This is a genomic window from Bradyrhizobium neotropicale, assembly GCF_001641695.1.
Taxonomy (GTDB): Bacteria; Pseudomonadota; Alphaproteobacteria; order Rhizobiales; family Xanthobacteraceae; genus Bradyrhizobium; species Bradyrhizobium neotropicale.
Map to the genome: position 1 here is coordinate 1 of NZ_LSEF01000004.1, position 17,805 is coordinate 17,805.

10 protein-coding genes and 1 pseudogene are annotated in these 17,805 nt (G+C 57.8%); all 11 read right to left on the reverse strand.

Annotated elements, in window-relative coordinates; genetic code table 11:
- Nucleotides 1–17: 17 nt before the first annotated feature.
- Nucleotides 18–781 (reverse strand): IS5 family transposase gene (locus AXW67_RS39930; protein WP_145927316.1). Its coding sequence is split into 2 segments (ribosomal slippage): nucleotides 18–443 and nucleotides 446–781, totalling 762 coding nucleotides; the frame shifts between segments, so codons are not numbered across the junction.
- Between the two features lie 79 nt (nucleotides 782–860).
- A pseudogene (locus AXW67_RS44930) lies at nucleotides 861–1,091 on the reverse strand (enoyl-CoA hydratase-related protein); the annotation flags it as partial.
- A gap of 1,372 nt (nucleotides 1,092–2,463) precedes the next feature.
- On the reverse strand, nucleotides 2,464–3,603 hold the full coding sequence (pimD, locus tag AXW67_RS00200; RefSeq protein WP_063675720.1) for a pimeloyl-CoA dehydrogenase small subunit: 1,140 nt from the start codon (nucleotides 3,601–3,603) through the stop codon (nucleotides 2,464–2,466).
- A 73-nt stretch (nucleotides 3,604–3,676) separates the two neighbouring features.
- Nucleotides 3,677–4,864 carry a pimeloyl-CoA dehydrogenase large subunit gene (gene pimC, locus AXW67_RS00205; protein ID WP_063675721.1) on the reverse strand — a complete coding sequence of 396 codons (1,188 nt, stop codon included), beginning with the start codon at nucleotides 4,862–4,864 and terminating at the stop codon, nucleotides 3,677–3,679.
- 783 nt (nucleotides 4,865–5,647) lie between these two features.
- Complete coding sequence (locus tag AXW67_RS00215; protein ID WP_063675749.1) at nucleotides 5,648–6,508, reverse strand: acyl-CoA thioesterase; 861 nt, start codon at nucleotides 6,506–6,508, stop codon at nucleotides 5,648–5,650.
- A 780-nt stretch (nucleotides 6,509–7,288) separates the two neighbouring features.
- The gene (locus AXW67_RS00220) at nucleotides 7,289–8,149 is read right to left on the reverse strand and encodes a MaoC/PaaZ C-terminal domain-containing protein (protein WP_063675750.1); all 861 of its coding nucleotides are present in this window, start codon (nucleotides 8,147–8,149) and stop codon (nucleotides 7,289–7,291) included.
- Between the two features lie 1,345 nt (nucleotides 8,150–9,494).
- Nucleotides 9,495–10,370 (reverse strand): pantoate--beta-alanine ligase, encoded by an 876-nt coding sequence (locus AXW67_RS00225; protein ID WP_063675723.1) that lies wholly within the window; start codon nucleotides 10,368–10,370, stop codon nucleotides 9,495–9,497.
- 223 nt (nucleotides 10,371–10,593) lie between these two features.
- Nucleotides 10,594–12,081, reverse strand: a complete 1,488-nt coding sequence (locus AXW67_RS00230; RefSeq protein ID WP_082907696.1) for a pentapeptide repeat-containing protein — start codon at nucleotides 12,079–12,081, stop codon at nucleotides 10,594–10,596.
- Between the two features lie 2,585 nt (nucleotides 12,082–14,666).
- A complete protein-coding gene (locus AXW67_RS00240; protein WP_082907697.1) occupies nucleotides 14,667–16,355 on the reverse strand; it encodes a dipeptide ABC transporter ATP-binding protein in 1,689 nt (562 codons plus the stop codon).
- A 1-nt stretch (nucleotide 16,356) separates the two neighbouring features.
- On the reverse strand, nucleotides 16,357–17,229 hold the full coding sequence (locus tag AXW67_RS00245) for an ABC transporter permease (protein WP_082907698.1): 873 nt from the start codon (nucleotides 17,227–17,229) through the stop codon (nucleotides 16,357–16,359).
- Nucleotides 17,226–17,744: an ABC transporter permease gene (locus tag AXW67_RS43530; protein ID WP_245315308.1), complete on the reverse strand. Its 519-nt coding sequence runs from the start codon at nucleotides 17,742–17,744 to the stop codon at nucleotides 17,226–17,228. Before AXW67_RS43530 ends, AXW67_RS00245 begins: the two co-directional genes overlap by 4 nt.
- Between the last annotated feature and the right edge of the window lie 61 nt (nucleotides 17,745–17,805).

The following is a 17,805-nucleotide window of genomic DNA, read 5'->3' on the forward strand; positions in this document are numbered from 1 at the left end:
CTAGGCGGTGTGGACACTTATCGCATCCATAGGACGATGGCAGCGAGAGTGACGACGGCTCGGTAATTTCGGGCGGTCTTTTCGAAGCGGGTAGCGACGCGGCGGAACTGCTTGAGTTTGGAGAAGCAGCATTCCACGAGATGGCGCTGGGCATAGAGATGTTTGTCGAGCGGATATTTGAGGGCGCGTGACGGGTTGTTGGGGATGACGGCGAGCGCCTTTTTGGCGGCGATGTCTTGGCGCAAATGATCGGCGTCATAGGCTGTATCGGCGATGACGACCTCGGCCGGCAGTCCCTCGATCAATGCGGCGGCCTGTGGTGCATCGCCCTTCTGGCCTGCGGTGAGCGTGAACCGTACAGGACACCCCAAGCCGCGAACGGCCATATGTATCTTCGTGCTCAGGCCGCCGCGCGAGCGGCCAAGCGCCTGATCTTCAGACCCCCTTTTTTCGCCCCGGCGGCGTGCTGATGCGCCCGGACGATGGTGGAATCGACGATCAGATATTCGAAGTCTGGATCATCAGACATCGCCTCGAAGATCCGCCACCAAACACCCTTGATGCTCCATCGACTGAAGCGCCGGAATACGCTGTTCCAGTCTCCGAACGCCTCCGGAAGGTCGCGCCAGGGAGAGCCTGTACGCACGATCCAGAGCACACCTTCCACGAACATCCGGTTGTCCCGCCCGGTCGAACCCTTCTGGTCGGGCCGGCCTATGATCAGCGGCGCCATGCGCTCCCAGGCCGCGTCGCTCAACACCAAACGATCCATCACACCCAAGGCCGCCTCCCAAAAAGAAGCCTTGAATCTGATTTGCTCTCAAAAGGGAATCCTTAGAGTCCACACCGCCTAGGGCTCCTGCCAGACAATAGCCGCTGATCATTGCAATGACTGGTTTGGAGCAATTGAACACGGAGTTTGTAAATTTGATGTCTTGTTTATGGCGCTTTTTCCAATCTTCGATGGTTCGACGCACGTGCCCTTTTTCATCTTCGTCGTCCATGTCAAAGCCAGCCGAAAATGCGCGTCCACCAGCGCCCGCAACCGTAATAACACGAACTTCGGTATCGCGATCGGCATCTCGGCGCAAAGTTTAATAGAATGCGCATTCATCTTTAGAGTGATCCATGCAAGGCGGTCATCTGTTTCATAGAGAATGGTGCTGTACGCCAGCAGATGCGTTCTCCTACACTGTTTGGGTTACCGGTCCACCCGGGGATGGCTGAAGGCGGGAATTGGGGCCCAACATAGAAAGTCAGTCACAAGCCAGCGCCATCATTGGATGGCCAGGAAGCTGATCTCTATGTCCTTAGTGCACGCTCGTCGCCCGGCGATGATCCAATCCCGTTGCGCAAGCTATTCCCACTGGACGCGGGCACGATGAGCGCATCAACCACAACGACTCCTGCCCGCACACGAAGAGCGGATTGACGACAATCGAGCGAGATTTGTCACCGGCGCCTCGTGTAGTCGCGCCGAGCCGCCCCACGACACCACGCAGAGCTTGCGTACCGAGCGTGGCAGCGTTGCCCCCCGCCAGAGGAATTTTCGTGCCCGCACCTGAGCGAGATTTGCTCTGGTTCATGGATCCAAAGAACTGCGGGGTAAAGCCACATGATCCGGCCTGGAGGCTTCAGTGAGACCAGCTATTTCTATCGGGCCTTGCCCCACCGGCTCCGACCATGATCAGTAGGCGCTTCGCCGACTGCGCTACCGAACAAATCGCGCTCGCTGTCTGAATCTGTCGGGGACGATTTAGGAAACTGCGTGCCAGCTCGCATAGTTTGAAATCGCTGATCTTTTGTATGTTAAGTCTGTTTGCTTCACGACGCGTATCGGGTTCGACAAGAGCATCGGCAGCTTCGGAACAATTGGACCTCGCGCTTGTGTATGGAAAGACGAGCCGAGAGACCATTCTCGATAACACGCTCCCAATTTTATCCCGACCACCATGCAGGCTTCCAACGTCATCGACTTCAGCCAGCGCAACGCTACCGACTGTGTCCGAGTGAACTCAGAAACAAGCAACAGCCCAAGACGGGAGCCGATATCTTCGACTTCCATTTCTCAACCTGGATCCAAAATTGGCCCCCTTCGAACGAAGTCGCTGCCGCCGCATTTGCGGAGAGTAGCAACGCTCGCTTTTGTCTGGGAATATTGAGGGTTTCCAGAGCCAGGCCTTCGGAGAGGAGGTTTTCCGATGACCCAAGTGAGCCCTAGCCAGCGCCGAGCTCGTTCGATCGACTGCGATTGGAGAGCGTTCCGTCCGGCCGATTGGGCCTCCCTTTGGGAGGCGTATGTATTCTGCCGCCAGGCGAAGCTTTTCGCCAGACGAATGCCGGTCATGCCGGTCGTACCAAGCGGCGCGTGTGGGGGCCGTCACAGCGCCAGACAGCGTCGCTTGATGGTCATGTCGAGCAATACCACGACTAAAGCCGGGAATGCGACTTATTGTGCAGAGCTTATATCAGCGCGTCGCTTTCGCTAACCCGTCGTAGGTGATACTCAGCATCACCAAACGTGTTCTCGATCATGGTCAACCGCTTAAAATAGTGGCCGATCTTGGCCTCCATTGTCATGCCAATCCCGCCATGGAGCTGGATCGACTGCTGGCCAATGAATTTGCCTGACCTGCTGATCTGCACCTTGGCGGCCGCGACTGCGTTGGCACGCTCGGCTGGGTCCTCGGATTCGATGGCCATGGTGGCGAACATCGACATCGAGCGAGCCTGTTCGAGGGCCACCAACATGTTCGCGGCCCGGTGCTGCAAGCTCTGGAAGCTGCCGATTGTCACCCCGAACTGTTTTCGCGTCTTGAGATATTCGACAGTGGTCTTCAGCGATTCATCCATGGCGCCGACCGCTTCCGCGCACAGCGCGGTGCGCGCCTCGTCCACAACGCGCTCGATCAGCGGCAGCGCGTTCTCGGGATCGCCTACCGCAGCATCTGGGCCGACCTCGACGCCCGTGAATGTGAGGTCCGCGGCATGCAGGCCATCCTGGACGGGATAGGCATTTTTAAAGATGCCTTTCGCGTCGGCGGGCACGAGGAAGACGCCGATCCCACTTCTGTCGCGACGCTCGCCGTTCGTGCGCGCGGTGACGACCAGTGTGTCTGCGTTCTCGCCATTTATGACGACAAACTTCTCGCCATCGATTACCCACCCTTTCCCCTTCCTTTTCGCCGAAGTGGTGACATCGTGAAGGTCATAGCGCGAGTTCTTCTCGAGCTGGGCGAACGCAAAGGTCTTGCTGCCGTCAATGATGGACGGAATGTGCCCGGTCTTCTGCCCGGTCGAGCCGCCGTGGCGCAAGAAGCCGCCGCCGATCACCACTGTAGCCAGATACGGCTCTAGCACCAGCGCTCTCCCAAACGCCTCCATTACGATCATGATCTCCACCGCGCCCGCACCAAAACCGCCGTCACTTTCCACAAACGGCAAACCAAGCAACCCCTGCGCGGCGAGGTGACCCCAGATAGCTTTGCTCCAGCTGGCCTTCTTCATATATTTCTTGCGCTGCTCGAAATCGTAGGCCTCGGTCAAAAGTCCATCGACACTTTCTTTCAGAAGCCGCTGCTCCTCGGATAACTCGAATTCCATTCTCTTCAGTTTCCCTCGCAACAGATCTGAGTTAGACTTCCTAACCTCGCTCCTGCAGGACAAGCGAGACGAATCAAAGTCCCAGCACTATCTTGGCGATGATGTTGCGCTGGATCTCATCGGAGCCGCCGTAGATCGAGAGCTTGCGGTTGTTGAAGTAGCTCGGCGCGATTTGCGCGGTCCATTCCATCGACTCGACTGAAGAATCGGGATGCTCGTCATAGGGCGCGGCGAACGGCCCAATCACTTCCATCAAGAGTTCGGTCGTAATCTGCTGGATCTCCGAGCCCTTGATCTTGAGCATGGAAGATGCCGGATTGGGCTTGTCCTTACCATGCTTGCCTTCATTCGCGACAACGCGCAGCTGCGTGAGCTCCAGTGCTTTGAGCTCGATCTCGCAGGTGGCGAGCTTCTCTCGGAAGGAGGGATCGTCGATCATAGGCCGACCGCAAGACTCGACGTTCGAGGCCAGTGTCTTGATAAAACGAATGCGCTCCTTCGAAACACCGACACGGGCGATCCCGGCGCGCTCGTTACCGAGCAGGAACTTTGCGTAGTCCCATCCCTTGTTCTCCTCGCCGAGGAGATTTTCGACGGGCACCTCAACGTCGTCGAAGAAGACCTCGTTGATCTCATGGCCGCCGTCGATGGTCTGGATCGGGCGCACAGTGATGCCCTTGGTCTTCAGGTCGACGAGGAGAAAGGAGATGCCAGTCTGCTTTTTTGCAGTCCGATCGGTGCGGCAAAGACAGAAGATCATGTCTGCATATTGCGCCAGCGTCGTCCAAGTCTTCTGGCCGTTGATGATCCACTTGTCACCTTTGCGCTTGGCATTCGTTTTCAATGAGGCCAGATCCGAGCCCGCGCCCGGTTCCGAAAAGCCTTGGCACCACCAATCGTCGACGTTGGCGATCCGCGGCAGATGATATTTCTTTTGCGCCTCGTTGCCGAAAGTGTAGATCACCGGGCCGACCATGTTCACACCGAACGCGAGCGGCGTCGGCGCCGGAAACATCTGCAGCTCCTCCTTGAAGATATAGTTCTGCACAGGGGTCCAGCCTGTCCCGCCATATTCCCTCGGCCAGTGGCTGACGCCCCAGCCCTTCTTGTTGAGGATGCGCCACCAGGTGACCAGCTCATCCTTCGAGGTATGGCGGCCTTCGATCATCTTGCGCCGCAACTGCGGAGGCACATTGCTGCGCAAGAACCGTCGGATTTCCTCTCGGAACTCTTGTTCTTCTTTAGTGAATGCGAGATCCATCGAGTTCTCCTATGAGCGACTTTTCATTAGCAAATCATCGAGGTCTGGAGCGCTCGCGAAATCAGTAGTGAAAGACCGACAATCTCTTTCCATGAACTCGAATCCGAGTGCCATGAACATTGGACTCAAGGGACAAAGGAAGTGGGCTCTATTTCTGGAACAGAGTGAAGCGCCGAACCTGCCTTGAAGGCCCGCAGACTGGTTGGCGTGACCACCTGGCCGCGTCCTATTTGCATGTCGATAAACTCGGCCTCCTTAAACGCCGAAATGTGCTTTGTCTCAACAAAGCGTAGGTGCGCTCCATCAAGCTTCCGTATCCCCGCGCTCACGTCTTTCTTTTGAAACGGACCACAGCCGAATGAGCACCTGGCTCGCGTGGCTTGCATTGCTTGCTTCTTGACGCATTCAGCCGTCCGCCGCTTAGTGTTGCCGCCTCTCAATAGCAAATGCTATGCCAACACATTTCAAGCGCATCAAACTTCTGGTTCCGCTCAAATAAGTTCGCACGCCGCAACAGCTGCCAGTGTTTGAACCTGATAACGTTGTGCGGCGTTGTCAGAAAAACGACAAGGAACAGCGGAAGTTCTTCGCGGAAACCCGTAACGGCTTTGTTGCGGCAGCTGGGTAGGACCTGAACCCCGGCGAAGGCCCCCGCGCGATCGAATCGTCTGCAATTCGTACCTACGTTCAATCCTTAGATCCCTCACTGCTCAGGATAACTGCCGACGCCAAGGCGAGCACCTGTGTTTGTGATCAGGAGATGCGTATTGCTAAGCTTACAACTCAGAGTCGCGCGCGCACCGAGCCCTCCTGGGCGACGGACGCCACCAGTGTGCCGTCGGACTTGAAGATCAAGCCTCGCGTAAAGCCCCGTCCGCCTTGCGCGCTCGGCGAGTCTTTGGCGTAAAGCAGCCAGTCGTCCGCCCGAAACGGGCGGTGAAACCACATTGCGTGGTCGAGACTAGCCGATATCATGCGCCCGTCGAACAGCGTTCGGCCATAGCGCGCCATCACGGCATCGAGCAGCGACAAGTCCGAGGCATAGGCCAACGCGCACATGTGCAGCGCCGGATCATCGGGCAGCTTCGCCGCGGTCTTAATCCAGATGTGAAAGCGGCCATCATTGATCTTCTGGCCGACATAACGGCCGATCTCGACCGGCCGCAATTCAATAGGACGATCGGGCGCATAGTACCGGCGGATGCATGTCGGCATCTCGCGAAAGATCGGCTGCTTAGACAACTCCTCGATGGTGAGCTTTGCCGGCGGAGACACTTCGGGCATCTTACACTGGTGGTCAAAGGCTTCCTGCTCCTCGGCGTGAAACGACACGATGATGCAGAAGATTGCCTTGCCGCGTTGAATCGCGGTGACGCGCCGGGTCGAATAGCTCTTGCCGTCGCGCAGGGGGTCGACCGTGTAAAGTATCGGAATCTGCGGGTCGCCGGCCTGGATGAAATACCCATGCAGCGAGTGCGCCAGCCGACCGTTCACGGTGCGGGATGCCGCTACCATAGACTGTCCGATCACCTGGCCGCCGAACACTCGTTGCAAGCTTGGGTTTGGGCTCTTGCCGCGAAACAGGTTCACCTCGATTCGCTCGAGATCGAGGATGGCGAGCAAGTCGATCAGGTTTTTTGACATTGATTCGCTTTCGTTTTTGTTCTGTTCCATTCCAGTGCATGGCGCAGCCATGAACCCGACACTTTCGTCATTCCGGAGGCGGCACTTCGAGCAGTCGCAGCATCACGGTACGACTCCTGGCCCTACCTCTACGTTTGTTTCGCCAGTTGCGAATGCCAACCAATCTTCAATAAAAGAGGCCGCACTCAACAGTGCTGCGTCTGCACGTTGAGCTCGCATCGGAGGGCATGCGAACGCATCATCCTTTGCAGATCGAGATCCAAACGCGTCTCCGGCTGTTGTGCTCCGCACTTTCCACGCGCTGTGCAGGATTTGGGCCAGTGTCAGTGGTACGAATTGCTATGCCTTCGCAACGTCGAGTTGACAACAAATTGACTGATCTGAAACAAGGAAGGCATTTGCTTTATGGTGGAAAGCGCGTGCCGCGCGTTAGCCACAAAACGCCGAGAAGATAACACTCGACGCCGATCCCTGAACCGGAGCACCGGAGGCTTGTTGCGAAACGGCTGCTGAACTCTCTCGATACATCTCCTCGCACGGTCGTCGGCATCCCGACAACTTTGGTCGGTTGGCGCCAGTTACCAAGTAAACACCAATTACGCGCACCAACACGCATCGCTTTCTCTCGTGAGCCGATCCGTTCCTCTTTCGAAATATCTCAGAGCCGGCTCGGGACAGAGATCCCGGCAAATGGTCGTTGAAGCATTCTGGCATGCCAATTTGGTGGTTCCGACGCGTCACGGGCCAGGTCTTCATCCATGCGCAATGCCCGAAGAACGGTTAACCCAGCACAGTCTGCCCATTCCTGGCAACGGTGACTTGACGCTCTCGAACATGAGCTTCGAACGAAATAGAATCGCCGTCCTTCCAAAGATTGACCGTAATGATCTCACCTGGAAACACCGGGGCAGAAAATCGGACTCGATGACGGCGGAAGGCAGAGGGGTCGTAGTCGGCATAGGTCTGCAACACGGCCCTACAGGTCAGTCCATAGGTGCACATGCCATGGAGAATGGGCTTGGGAAAACCAGCGCGACGCGCGAATTCCGGATCGGTATGCAGAGGATTTCGATCACCCGACAGACGGTAGATTAGCGCCTGGTCGGGCCGGATCGGGAAATCGATTGATCTATCAGGCGCTCGGCGGGGTACTCGGTGCGGCTCGGGCAATCCCTCCGATGGTCCACCAAAGCCGCCGTCGCCCTTCGCAAAGGTTGAAGATACGATGGTTACTATCTTCTCACTCTCGAAATTTCTGACCATGACTTCGTTCTGAATGATTGCGCCCTTCTCTTTGCCCTTATCGTACACGCCGCACACGCGCGAATCCGCAGTTACCCTTGCCGCCACAGGGATCGATTTGTGAAACGTAATGTCGCGCTCGCCATCAACGACCATGACGCGATTGAGATCGATCAATCCGGGTAGCGCCCCCCAGACGCAGACCGACGCGAAGGTCGGAACTACCTTCAGAGACTTGGGTGTTGCAAATGCCTCATTTACAAACTGTAGCTCCTTTTCGTTCAGCGGATCTGAGCCCATGCCGATACCAAGCGCATAAAGCATCACCTCGCGATCGGTCCAGGAATACAGAGCGGCTTCGGTCCTAAGATTGAGTACTGCGGGATAGTCGATTGGCACCGTACCGTTCTCCTTTTTTGCCGTCACCCAATTGTCGTCGAGCAAGTGTCAAACAACGAAGGGCTACTCTCGATGAGCTTCAATACGACTCAACATCCTTCGCCTACCGCAACGCGCCCCGGCATCGGGTCGCACTTGGCGAGGAGGAGAACTTCCCTCATGGCAAGCTTCTCTCTTTCGGCACTCGTTTTCCCCGGCGAGCACCGCTTAGCTTGCGCGTTTGAATGCACTCGGCCGTCCGTCAATGCTGCCGACTCTCTATAGCAATAGCTGTGCCAAAGCAGCTCAACGCGTCACTCTTCTGAATTGCTTAGCAATTTCGAGTAGCCGGCGGCCGGCGTTTTGAATCCGGCGGTCGTTCTACCTCTATCTGAAACCGAACAAGGACAGCCGTCGTTTCTGCGAAACGCCATCGGCGCGATTGTCGCAGTAGCCTGATGGTACTGAATGCGTTAGCCGAAAGGCCCGAAGCGGAGGAGTTCTCGATGAACCCGCCAGTTCCCCCGAACTGAAAGATATCGCAACGGCGGCAGGAGCTCAAACCTGAATGACGCGCGCCTGGGTTGCCGCCTCGACCGCTCAGATGCGTACCGCGCTCGAAGTGATGACGTTGCGCAACCAATATCGGCACCGCCGTCACCGACCGCGGGATAGCAGATTCGCGTCGTACGCTCGCGCGCAGGCAGGCTGCTCTCGCCTTGCCCCACGCTGGCCCGTCGGTCTGCAGCGAGCAGCTGCGGGGGGGCAACGTGAACCTACGAGAAGGATACGATATTGCGCACGGATCTTCATCTTGCCAGTTGCAGCCTTGCTTCACCGCAGCGGCCTTTGTGTGATCGCAAACGTGATTTATCGTGGCATCAGGCTTCTAGTCGCATCGTATCATTTCACTGCTTCCGATCAGCCGACTCGGAGTGCCCGGACGTAGACAACCCGACTCCGCGCGTTCAGCGCGCATAAATACGCAAGGACTCAGAAGAGCATCACCTCACATGACGGACACGCGCGCGCCCTTCTACAGCCGTTGCTGCTATGCATCACACTAACTTCCGAACACTTTCAGACCTTAGGTTCAAACGTCCCAAGGGACGAATGAGCTCGCCTGAACATCTAATAACAATGTACCCGGACGACACATTCCGCGCTGAATGAAGAGGTCTTCATCATCGGCGCACATCGAGACTTTCGAGTCCCCGGCGCAACGCGATCGGAACCGCTCTCGCGAGCAACTGGCATGAGAGGCCACGCGTCAAACGTGTTTTCATGGGCTGATCTGCCGATCCGCAATTCAGCGCGGCTGAACCTTTGAAACCGATCACTTGCATCGTCGTCACGGTGCTCGCACCTACTCGAGCAGATCGGTCCAGACATATGAAGGACCATCCAGAAGAGTTTTGTGATCCGGAACGTAGATATTGTCGAACACCTTAATGCGATGAGCTGCTACCGATCCGACGATGATGAAGGGGAGTTCAACGTGCTCTTGGTCTTCAAAGCTGTCCGCATCAACTATGCGAAGAAACCTCAGTTCAAACTGTCCGAAGTTGATCTGCAGCATTGCCGATTCTATCAGATCTTTGACGCAAGAGGTTCCTCGAGCGATCTCTTTCCTTATATTGTCGAGCGCCATAAAGAGACACGAAAGCTCATCAAGGTCGGAACGGCTGAAGCGTCGCAAACGCGACGACATCGGTACTCCATTTTTGTACCGCACCGTGGGCACAAATCGTATCTCGCAGTCAAGCAGCAGGTCTGCGACAGCCCGCTTCACCAGAATCGCCTGTTGGATATCCTTTAGGCCGAAATAACTGCGAGTTGGGCGCGCGTAGCAGATCCAGCGGATCGCGCCGGTAATCGCCCCCTTCAGAAGCGCCTCTGGTCCGCCCAAACGAACCTGACACTCGCCCTGGGACACCAATGTTCGATATTCCGGCGGAAACATCTCCGCGTCCTTTGACGAGATCACAGCGGTCGCGCCCGCGCGCAATGCAAACAGGACATCCTCGTCCAGATTGAAGTCGTAGTTGTCACCCGGCCTTAGCTGGATCTTGTTCGGGTAGACAGTGACAATCGCCACATCGTTCTCGACTGCGGCTCTTCTGATGAGTTCCGCGTGCCCTGCATGCAGCGCACCGAGCGTGTGGACTGTGCCGATCGTCTGGCCGGTTCTGGCAACCTCCGTGAGGAAGGCCTTGCCGTCTAACAGAGACGTGAGATGCATACTTGCACTTCCATTTGTCGAATTGGCACCGGGTTTGCTGCTGAGTCAGATCCAACGTGGGTCCAGCTCGATACCCAGGATCGATGGTGGAGAGCGCCTTGGAGGCGCCCGTCGACCAAAGGGCGTCTGAAAGCTGAGCGGCCCAATAGTCTCCTGTTCTGCTTTCAGCTCAATCAACCGTGACATGGCATCTCGTCCAAACCGATGACTCGGTTGCAGAAAGTCAGGTTGACCCATTTCGGCCACGTCCCATCAACAACGAAAAGTCGGTTAAGTACCGTGAAGTTGCGCTGTGTGGATCCTTGAGGTGCTTCAAGGCAGTCCCGAGTCCGGGACATCGGTCTGCAAAGAACGGCGGCTCGAATGTCGTAATCGTCGCATCTGAAAAGTCAGCCTTTACGAAGCTTGCTTGAAAAGGCGATATCCCGCTCAAATTTGCCTTTCGGAGCGACGATTGGTTCATCCGAGCGTATGCGGTGCGGGCAGCCTCGAGGCTACTTCCGGCCATTCCTGCCGCGATATACGACTGAACGAGGTTGGCGCCCTCAAAATTGGCGTCGTTCAACGCCATGGATTGCGGAGGATCTCCGGTGATCATTGATCGGTATAGATAGGCCTGTGCGAAGTCCGAAGTCGTCATGTCGCAGTCGCGTGTAAACGCGCAGCGGCCGCGAAAGCCATTGAATTTTGCGGATCGTATTGTGCTCTCCACAATAGAAATGGTCTCCCCTGACGCATGAGATAGGTCAGCTCCATCAAGCTGAGATGAACGGATAGATGCACCGTTCAACACCGCACCGGACAGGTTCGCCTCGCTCAAATTGACAGACACAAACCGCGCCTCCGTTAGGTCTGCCTGCTCAAGCTCCGCCCTCGAAAGATTTGAGAAACTGAAATCCGCAAATGGCGCGTTGATCGCTTTGGCGAGAATGCGTCCGCTCGCCTTTGAAAGCCTGAAGTGCGGAAGATGCGCGTCTTCCAGAACAAGATCATCAATCGAGGTGGGGCGCAGAATCGACAAACTCTCGCCCCTTGAGCGGCAAAACGAGGAACCGGCCAGATGGGCCTTCGTCATCGTCACCTGGTTCAGCTTGGCAAAGCGGAATGAAGACAGCGGAAGGAAGCACTCATTGATGATGGAACCCTGCAATTCGGCGCCCTCGAAGACCGCATGGGCGGCGTCGCACTGGTAGAAGAGCACGCCACTTAAAATCGCCTTGTCAAAACGCGTCCGTCTCATGCTGCAGCCGTGGAACAGGCTGCCGGTTGCATCGATGACGTTGCGTAAACTCGCATCATCGAAATTGCATACTTGCGCAGCCATTGCATGCATATAGGCGAAGTCGAGCTTGGCTCTGCGAAAGCTCGCTTTTTCCAGTCCTGGGCAGATAAGGTTGGCTTCAGACAAATCGGCTCCATCGAGCTTCGCGCCGTGGAGCTGCGCACGGTTCAGGACAGATCGCTGCAACGAAAATTCCGATAGATCATAACCGCTAAGATTTTCGGAAGATAACTGTAGGCCTATTCCGGTCTTTTTGATCGCCTCCTCGGTTCGCTTCCTGACCGCAGCTATGGCCGACGCCCGATCGCCCGATCTGCTCCAGTAGCGCAAAAATTCTGCATCTGAAGAGGAGTAGTATAGGGGCACTGGCTGGACGGCTGGGTCCTCACGCATGCCGACGTCGCGATTGGCGTCGATAGCTGGCGACATTCTTAGATTCTTTCAATGCTGTGCGATGGTGAGCGGCTTCGTGTTGGCCTCATGTTGATCGAAGCTTTGTGGCTTGCACCTAAGCCTCTTGAAGGTAGCGCCAAGCCGCTCGAGACCCGCCCTGTCTTGGCGGATCATCAAGCCGCCGACGCCCGACTATTTCAGAGCACGCGTCTCGTCATCTTTGGCGGCCCACAGCTCGCCGTCATCTCTTTCGGCATACGATCCAGATGTCCAGAGGCGCGCGTGTGGCCGATCGAGCCGAAGGAGCCGCGGTAGACATTGCCTGCCAGCTACCTGATCGAGGACCCGAGTCATGTCCTTGCGCTGCCGTTCTCATTATTTGAGGTGTTGATGCCGGACCTAGTGTAGCCGATGCCCGGCACTGGGCAGCCCCGCTCCAGGCAAAGGTTGCCAGCTGATAACTACGCTCTCGGTTCAATGCCCTTGCTAGCTCGAGCGCTAGCGGCGAGGTTCTGGACATTGGAGCCGTCGGCGTATCCCGCGAGATCCTGGAGGTGCCAGTAGCTTTCTCCTCGCAAGATGCATTTTGTCTTGGTGAAGTCATGTTCCCTCTCCGTTAGCCGATGACCACACTTCAGCGAGCCATGCGCGAGCTTGTTGCTCTCTTAGGAAGCGGCACGCGGCTCCAAAGGAGGAGAGCGTCGCTTGCCTTTGCACGCCAGAACCCACTGAGCAGTCGGCTACTGTCACTTCATCGGACAGCAACCTCCATGCCAGCCACACCACCCCGGCCTAAGCGATTGACAGGACGTCAAAAAAACTAAACGCCGAAAAATGAAGCCAGATGCGTTAAAGCTGACAAAACCGTGCCGCTGTCTGACATTGAACACGATTGCAAGTTCCAACTGGCATGCCCTCACCTGCGCAGGCCATTTCGTGCGCCAACGCACAATGGGCAGCGCCAAATCCGCGCGGACCAAGGCATCGGGAAGGCGCAGAGATCCAGCGCGGCCATTCTTATGAAAACGAGCCACCATGGAACCTCAGGGCGAAAGTCTTCTTACGTTCGAAAAAATTTGAGATCGGTCGAGATCGAGCCAACCGATAGATCCTCTTGCGAGCCGCCGAAGCAGGGATGATTCACAGATCACCGCTACTCTTATAGCTGTTGATTGGGCGAGCCCCTTTGGGCCCCTCGCCTCCTCCCGGCCTGGCCATGATCGCGCAAACCACAAGAAGCTTGGTGCCATCGCGATGCCGCCAAAGCACTCGGCGTCGACGCGACGTCTCCACGAGATTCGGCGGGGACCAGAAAGAAATTTGCGGCGCTGCAGCCGTGCGCGGGCAAGGATGAAATCCTTCCAAGGATGCAATCCTTCCAAGAGAGGTGCGCCTTACCGACACGAATTTACGGTGGCGAGATCTTCAACGCCTTACATCAGAGTCGTCGGAACGCATTGCGCTTGCCGTTTGAAACGCCGTTGCCTCTTGTAGAGATCCAGCGATATAGGCTCCACGTTGGATGCTTCTCGAGTCCTTTGACGGATTGCCGCAGGATCGGCGCATGCTACTCTGACTGGCTACGGACAGAGGAAAGAGATCGCGCGTAGTGATGAGACTGGGAGCATAACTCGTGCCTCCACGACTACATTGTTCTGCCTTCGAATCCTGTCCCGACTGCACGAAGCTGAGCGCGAAGTCGACTATCAGGGAGCCAAGCGGGAAGAGGAATCGAACCGTGAATGGCCGTTGATCCCGTGGGCCAGGTCGTCCGTTGCATCACGCCAGCCAAAGCGAACGAGCGGCCCGCCTGGTTAGCCATTCAGGCTGGCACACATCAAAGCGTCGAGACCGCTTTATTGATAAGGGCTGGGAGATAGGCGATGCTTCGGTACTGTACGACCTTCAGGAACTACCAATTCCGCGGTCAATTCCGTGCGGCTTGATCTTGGGCGGCAGCCAGACGCTCAGCTTCCCTAAATGCGGCAGCATTTGTCTTGAAGGGACCGATGTCGTTCTCTTTCCTGTCAGGTAACCAGGCGGGGAGAAACCACCATCCTCCCGGTCTTCCGTAACTGGCAGTGCTTCGGACTGATCCGATGCTATCGGCGATGAACCAGCCAGAATCGATCCCATCCCGTCGCCAAGAGATTTCCGACATCGTCCCCACGTCCATCCTCGATAGAACCTCGGCTCCCGCGTTGGGTCGCGTTTTCCGAGTTTTGGAAACCAAATATAAGTCCACCGTCGGAGCTCGTCGAGAGCGCTCTTAAGAATATCCGCCGAAGGATCCGGCCGACGGCGTCGGTTAAAAATGCCTCTCGGATCGATCCCGGAGAGCTTCGCGGCATTCGACGGGAGATGCGATTCATCTCCATGTTCGGTGGTGCAAGTCGAGGCGATCGTATAGCGGGACCGGGTCCAGGCCGCGGGATCGACGTCTTCTCTTTTCCACTTCATCCGCTCTTTCGGGCGGGCCGTGACAATGGTGGGTCGGCAGCCAAGCGGGTTCTTCGAGGTGTAAGGCGGCACCAATTCGCCTAAAGGCCCGCTCTTGACGCGGGACATTGACCGCCCACGAGCCCGTTAGGCAGATAAATTCAAACCGCCGCCAAGCTATTTCAGTCACGATGGGCCTGAGGCTGTCGCCCCCGCAAGGTGGGGACCGCCGCCAGGAGATCGCGCGTGTAGTCGTGCTGAGGTTCCGCAAAAATCGCTTCCGTATCCCCGCTCTCCACGACCCGCCCATCCCGCATGACCATGACACGGTCGCTAAGATGGCGGACAACGCCAAGATCATGCGAAATGAAGAGATAGCTCACCCCTAACTGGGCCTTCAGATCCCCAAGCAGGTCCAAGATCTGCGCCTGGATCGAAACGTCGAGCGCGGAGACCGGTTCATCACAGACGATCACCTTTGGCCTTGGCGCGATCGCGCGCGCGATGGCAACGCGCTGGCGCTGGCCGCCCGAGAGCTCAAGGGGCCGTCGATTGAGGAAAGCCGGTGACAGGCCAACGAGATAGAGGAGTTCGGCGACGCGCTCTTGTCGCTCCGGCCTCGTCTCGGCGTCGCCAAGGAGGCTATCGGACAGGATGCGCCCCACAGTCCAGCGTGGGTCAAAGGAGCTGAGAGGATCCTGGTAGATCACGGAAATTGAGCGGCGTCGCGCCCTGCGCTGGCGCTCGGTCAGTGTGGTCCATGCTTTCCCCTGCAACAGCACGGCTCCTTGATCCGGCAAGTCCAGCGCCAAGACCATGCGTGCCGTCGTGGACTTGCCTGATCCCGACTCGCCGACAAGCCCCAGAGTTTCGCCCGATCGCAGCTCGAAGGAGACCCCGTTCACAACAGTTCGCAAGATTCCGTCCGGCCCTCTAAAGCGCTTTACAAGATCTGTCGCCTTGAGCACGATTTGAGAGGATCTTGCGGCAGACTGCTCCGGCGGCCGGCCGTGCTGTCTCAGTAGCCGAGGAGCCGGCGATGATGACAGGCGCGAGCCGCGCGGTCGACCTGAGGGGACGGCGTCCAGGAGCTGGCGGGTATAGGCGTGCTGCGGATCGCGAAAGATCTGGTCTGCCGATCCGCGCTCGATGACCTCGCCTTGGCGCATGACCAGGACCTCGTCCGCCATGCGCGAGACCACCGCCAAATCATGGCTGATCAGGATGAGGGCCTTGCCGCGCGCCTTGGTCTCTTCAAGCAGGCCTAGGACCTGAGCTTGCACGGTGACGTCGAGGGCCGTGGTCGGCTCGTCGGCGATCAGGAGGCGAGGATCGAGCGCAAGGGCCGCGGCAATGAGCGCCCGCTGGCACTGGCCGCCCGACAATTGATGCGGCAGCTGCAGCGCCTTGATTTCGGCGTCCTGGACACCAACGAGCTTGAGGAGCCCGATGACTTGGCGTTCGAGCTCCTCGCGGGAGGCGATAGCGCGGTGGAGGCGCAATCCTTCGCCGATTTCCTTCCCGACTGGGCGTAGCGGGTCGAGCGAGACGAGGGCATCCTGCAGAACGAAACCGATATCCTTGCCACGGATGCGCCGCCAGGCGCGATCATCAAGACCCGTCAGATCCGTCCCCGCAAAGTTCAGCCTCCGCGCATGAACACGAGCTCTGTGACCGGCGAGACCCACGAGAACGCGAGCGGTCACACTCTTGCCAGAACCGGATTCGCCGACGATCGCAAGGCACCGCCCCGGCGCAAGCGAGAAGGACACACCGCGCACGGCCGTGCCCTCAGCCACGTTCCGAGCGAAGCAGACACGTAGCGAATCGACCGTGAGAAGTTGCGCCTCAGGCTGGACCAAGTGCAGCATATCAGCTCTTCCCTTCCAGGCGATCTCCGAGATAGCGACCGAGCACGGTGACGCTGAGCGCAAAGACGACCACGGCAAGGCCCGGCATGATCTCGAGCCACCAGGCATAGATCACGTAGTTGCGTCCCGCATTGAGCAGCGCACCCCATTCAGGCGCCGGCGGAGCGACGCCAAGACCCAGAAAGGCAAGTCCTGATGCCCAGATGATGGCTTGGCCAACGCCGAGCGTCATCATGGCGGTGAGCGGGCTCACGGCGTTCGGGAGAATATGCCTGCGCACAATACGGACGTAAGGATGCCCGAGCGCCTTGGCAGCCTCGACATAGCCAGCGCTTTTCACAGTGAGGACCTGCCCCCTTATCATACGCGCATAGCCGGGCGCGGTGCCGAGCCCGACCGCTATGATCTCGGTCAGGACCGTTGTTCCGAAGACGGCCACGAAGAGAAGCGCCAGAAACAGCGTCGGTAGCGCAAAGAGGACATCGAAGAGCCGGCTCAGAACTGTATCCACAGCCCCATCAGCAAGTCCGGCCGTGACGCCGAGAACGAGTGCAAGGAAAAGACTCAACGCGGTCGCGCCAAGGCCGATCGAGAGCGACTGACCTGCCCCCTCGACAATTCGGGAGTAAAGATCCCGGCCCGATTGATCCGTCCCAAGCCAGTGCGCGATTGACGGCGCTTGCAACGAGGCCGTCAAATCAATCGCCAGTGGATCGTGCGTCTCGAGCCACTTGGGTGCGATCGCCGCAGCAAGAAAGAATCCGACGACCGTGACAGCTACGTAGACCCGCAGAGGGACAGTACGCACCCTTGCCAGCGTCTGCAGCAGATGCGGGAATGCGCCGGCTCCGCCAAGCACTTCGGAACTGCTCATGTCAGCTTGATCCTGGGATCGACGATCCCGTAGGCGAGATCGACAACGGTGCTAGTGAGGACAAACAGGCCGGCGGAGACCAGGATCACGCCGGAGACGACGGGAACGTCGCGGGTGGAGGTCGCCGTGACAAGCACGCCCCCAAGTCCCTGACGAGCAAAGACAGCCTCGACCAGGACGGCACCCGAAAGCAGCTTACCCAGAGCCCATCCGGATAAGGTGATGCCGGGCAAAGCTGCATGGCGAAGGACATGGCGGAAGCGGACGCCCAGATCGCTCATCCCGCGCATCCGCGCCGAGGTCACGAAAGGCTGCTCGAGCACGCACGAGAATTCGCTGATGACAACCTGCCCGAAGAACCCCGACAGTTCGAGCGCCAAGGCCAGCGTCGGCAGAACCAGGGCGATCGGCGAGTCTCCTCCTGCGACCGGGAAGATACGAAGCTCAATGGCGAAAACAACGAGCAGGATGGTCGCAAGCCAATAGGGCGGCAGAGTTGCAAAGAGAACCTGCATCCCGCCGAGCAGTCTCGACCAGATATTGTCCCGACCAGCTGCCAGGACTGTTGTCAGGATG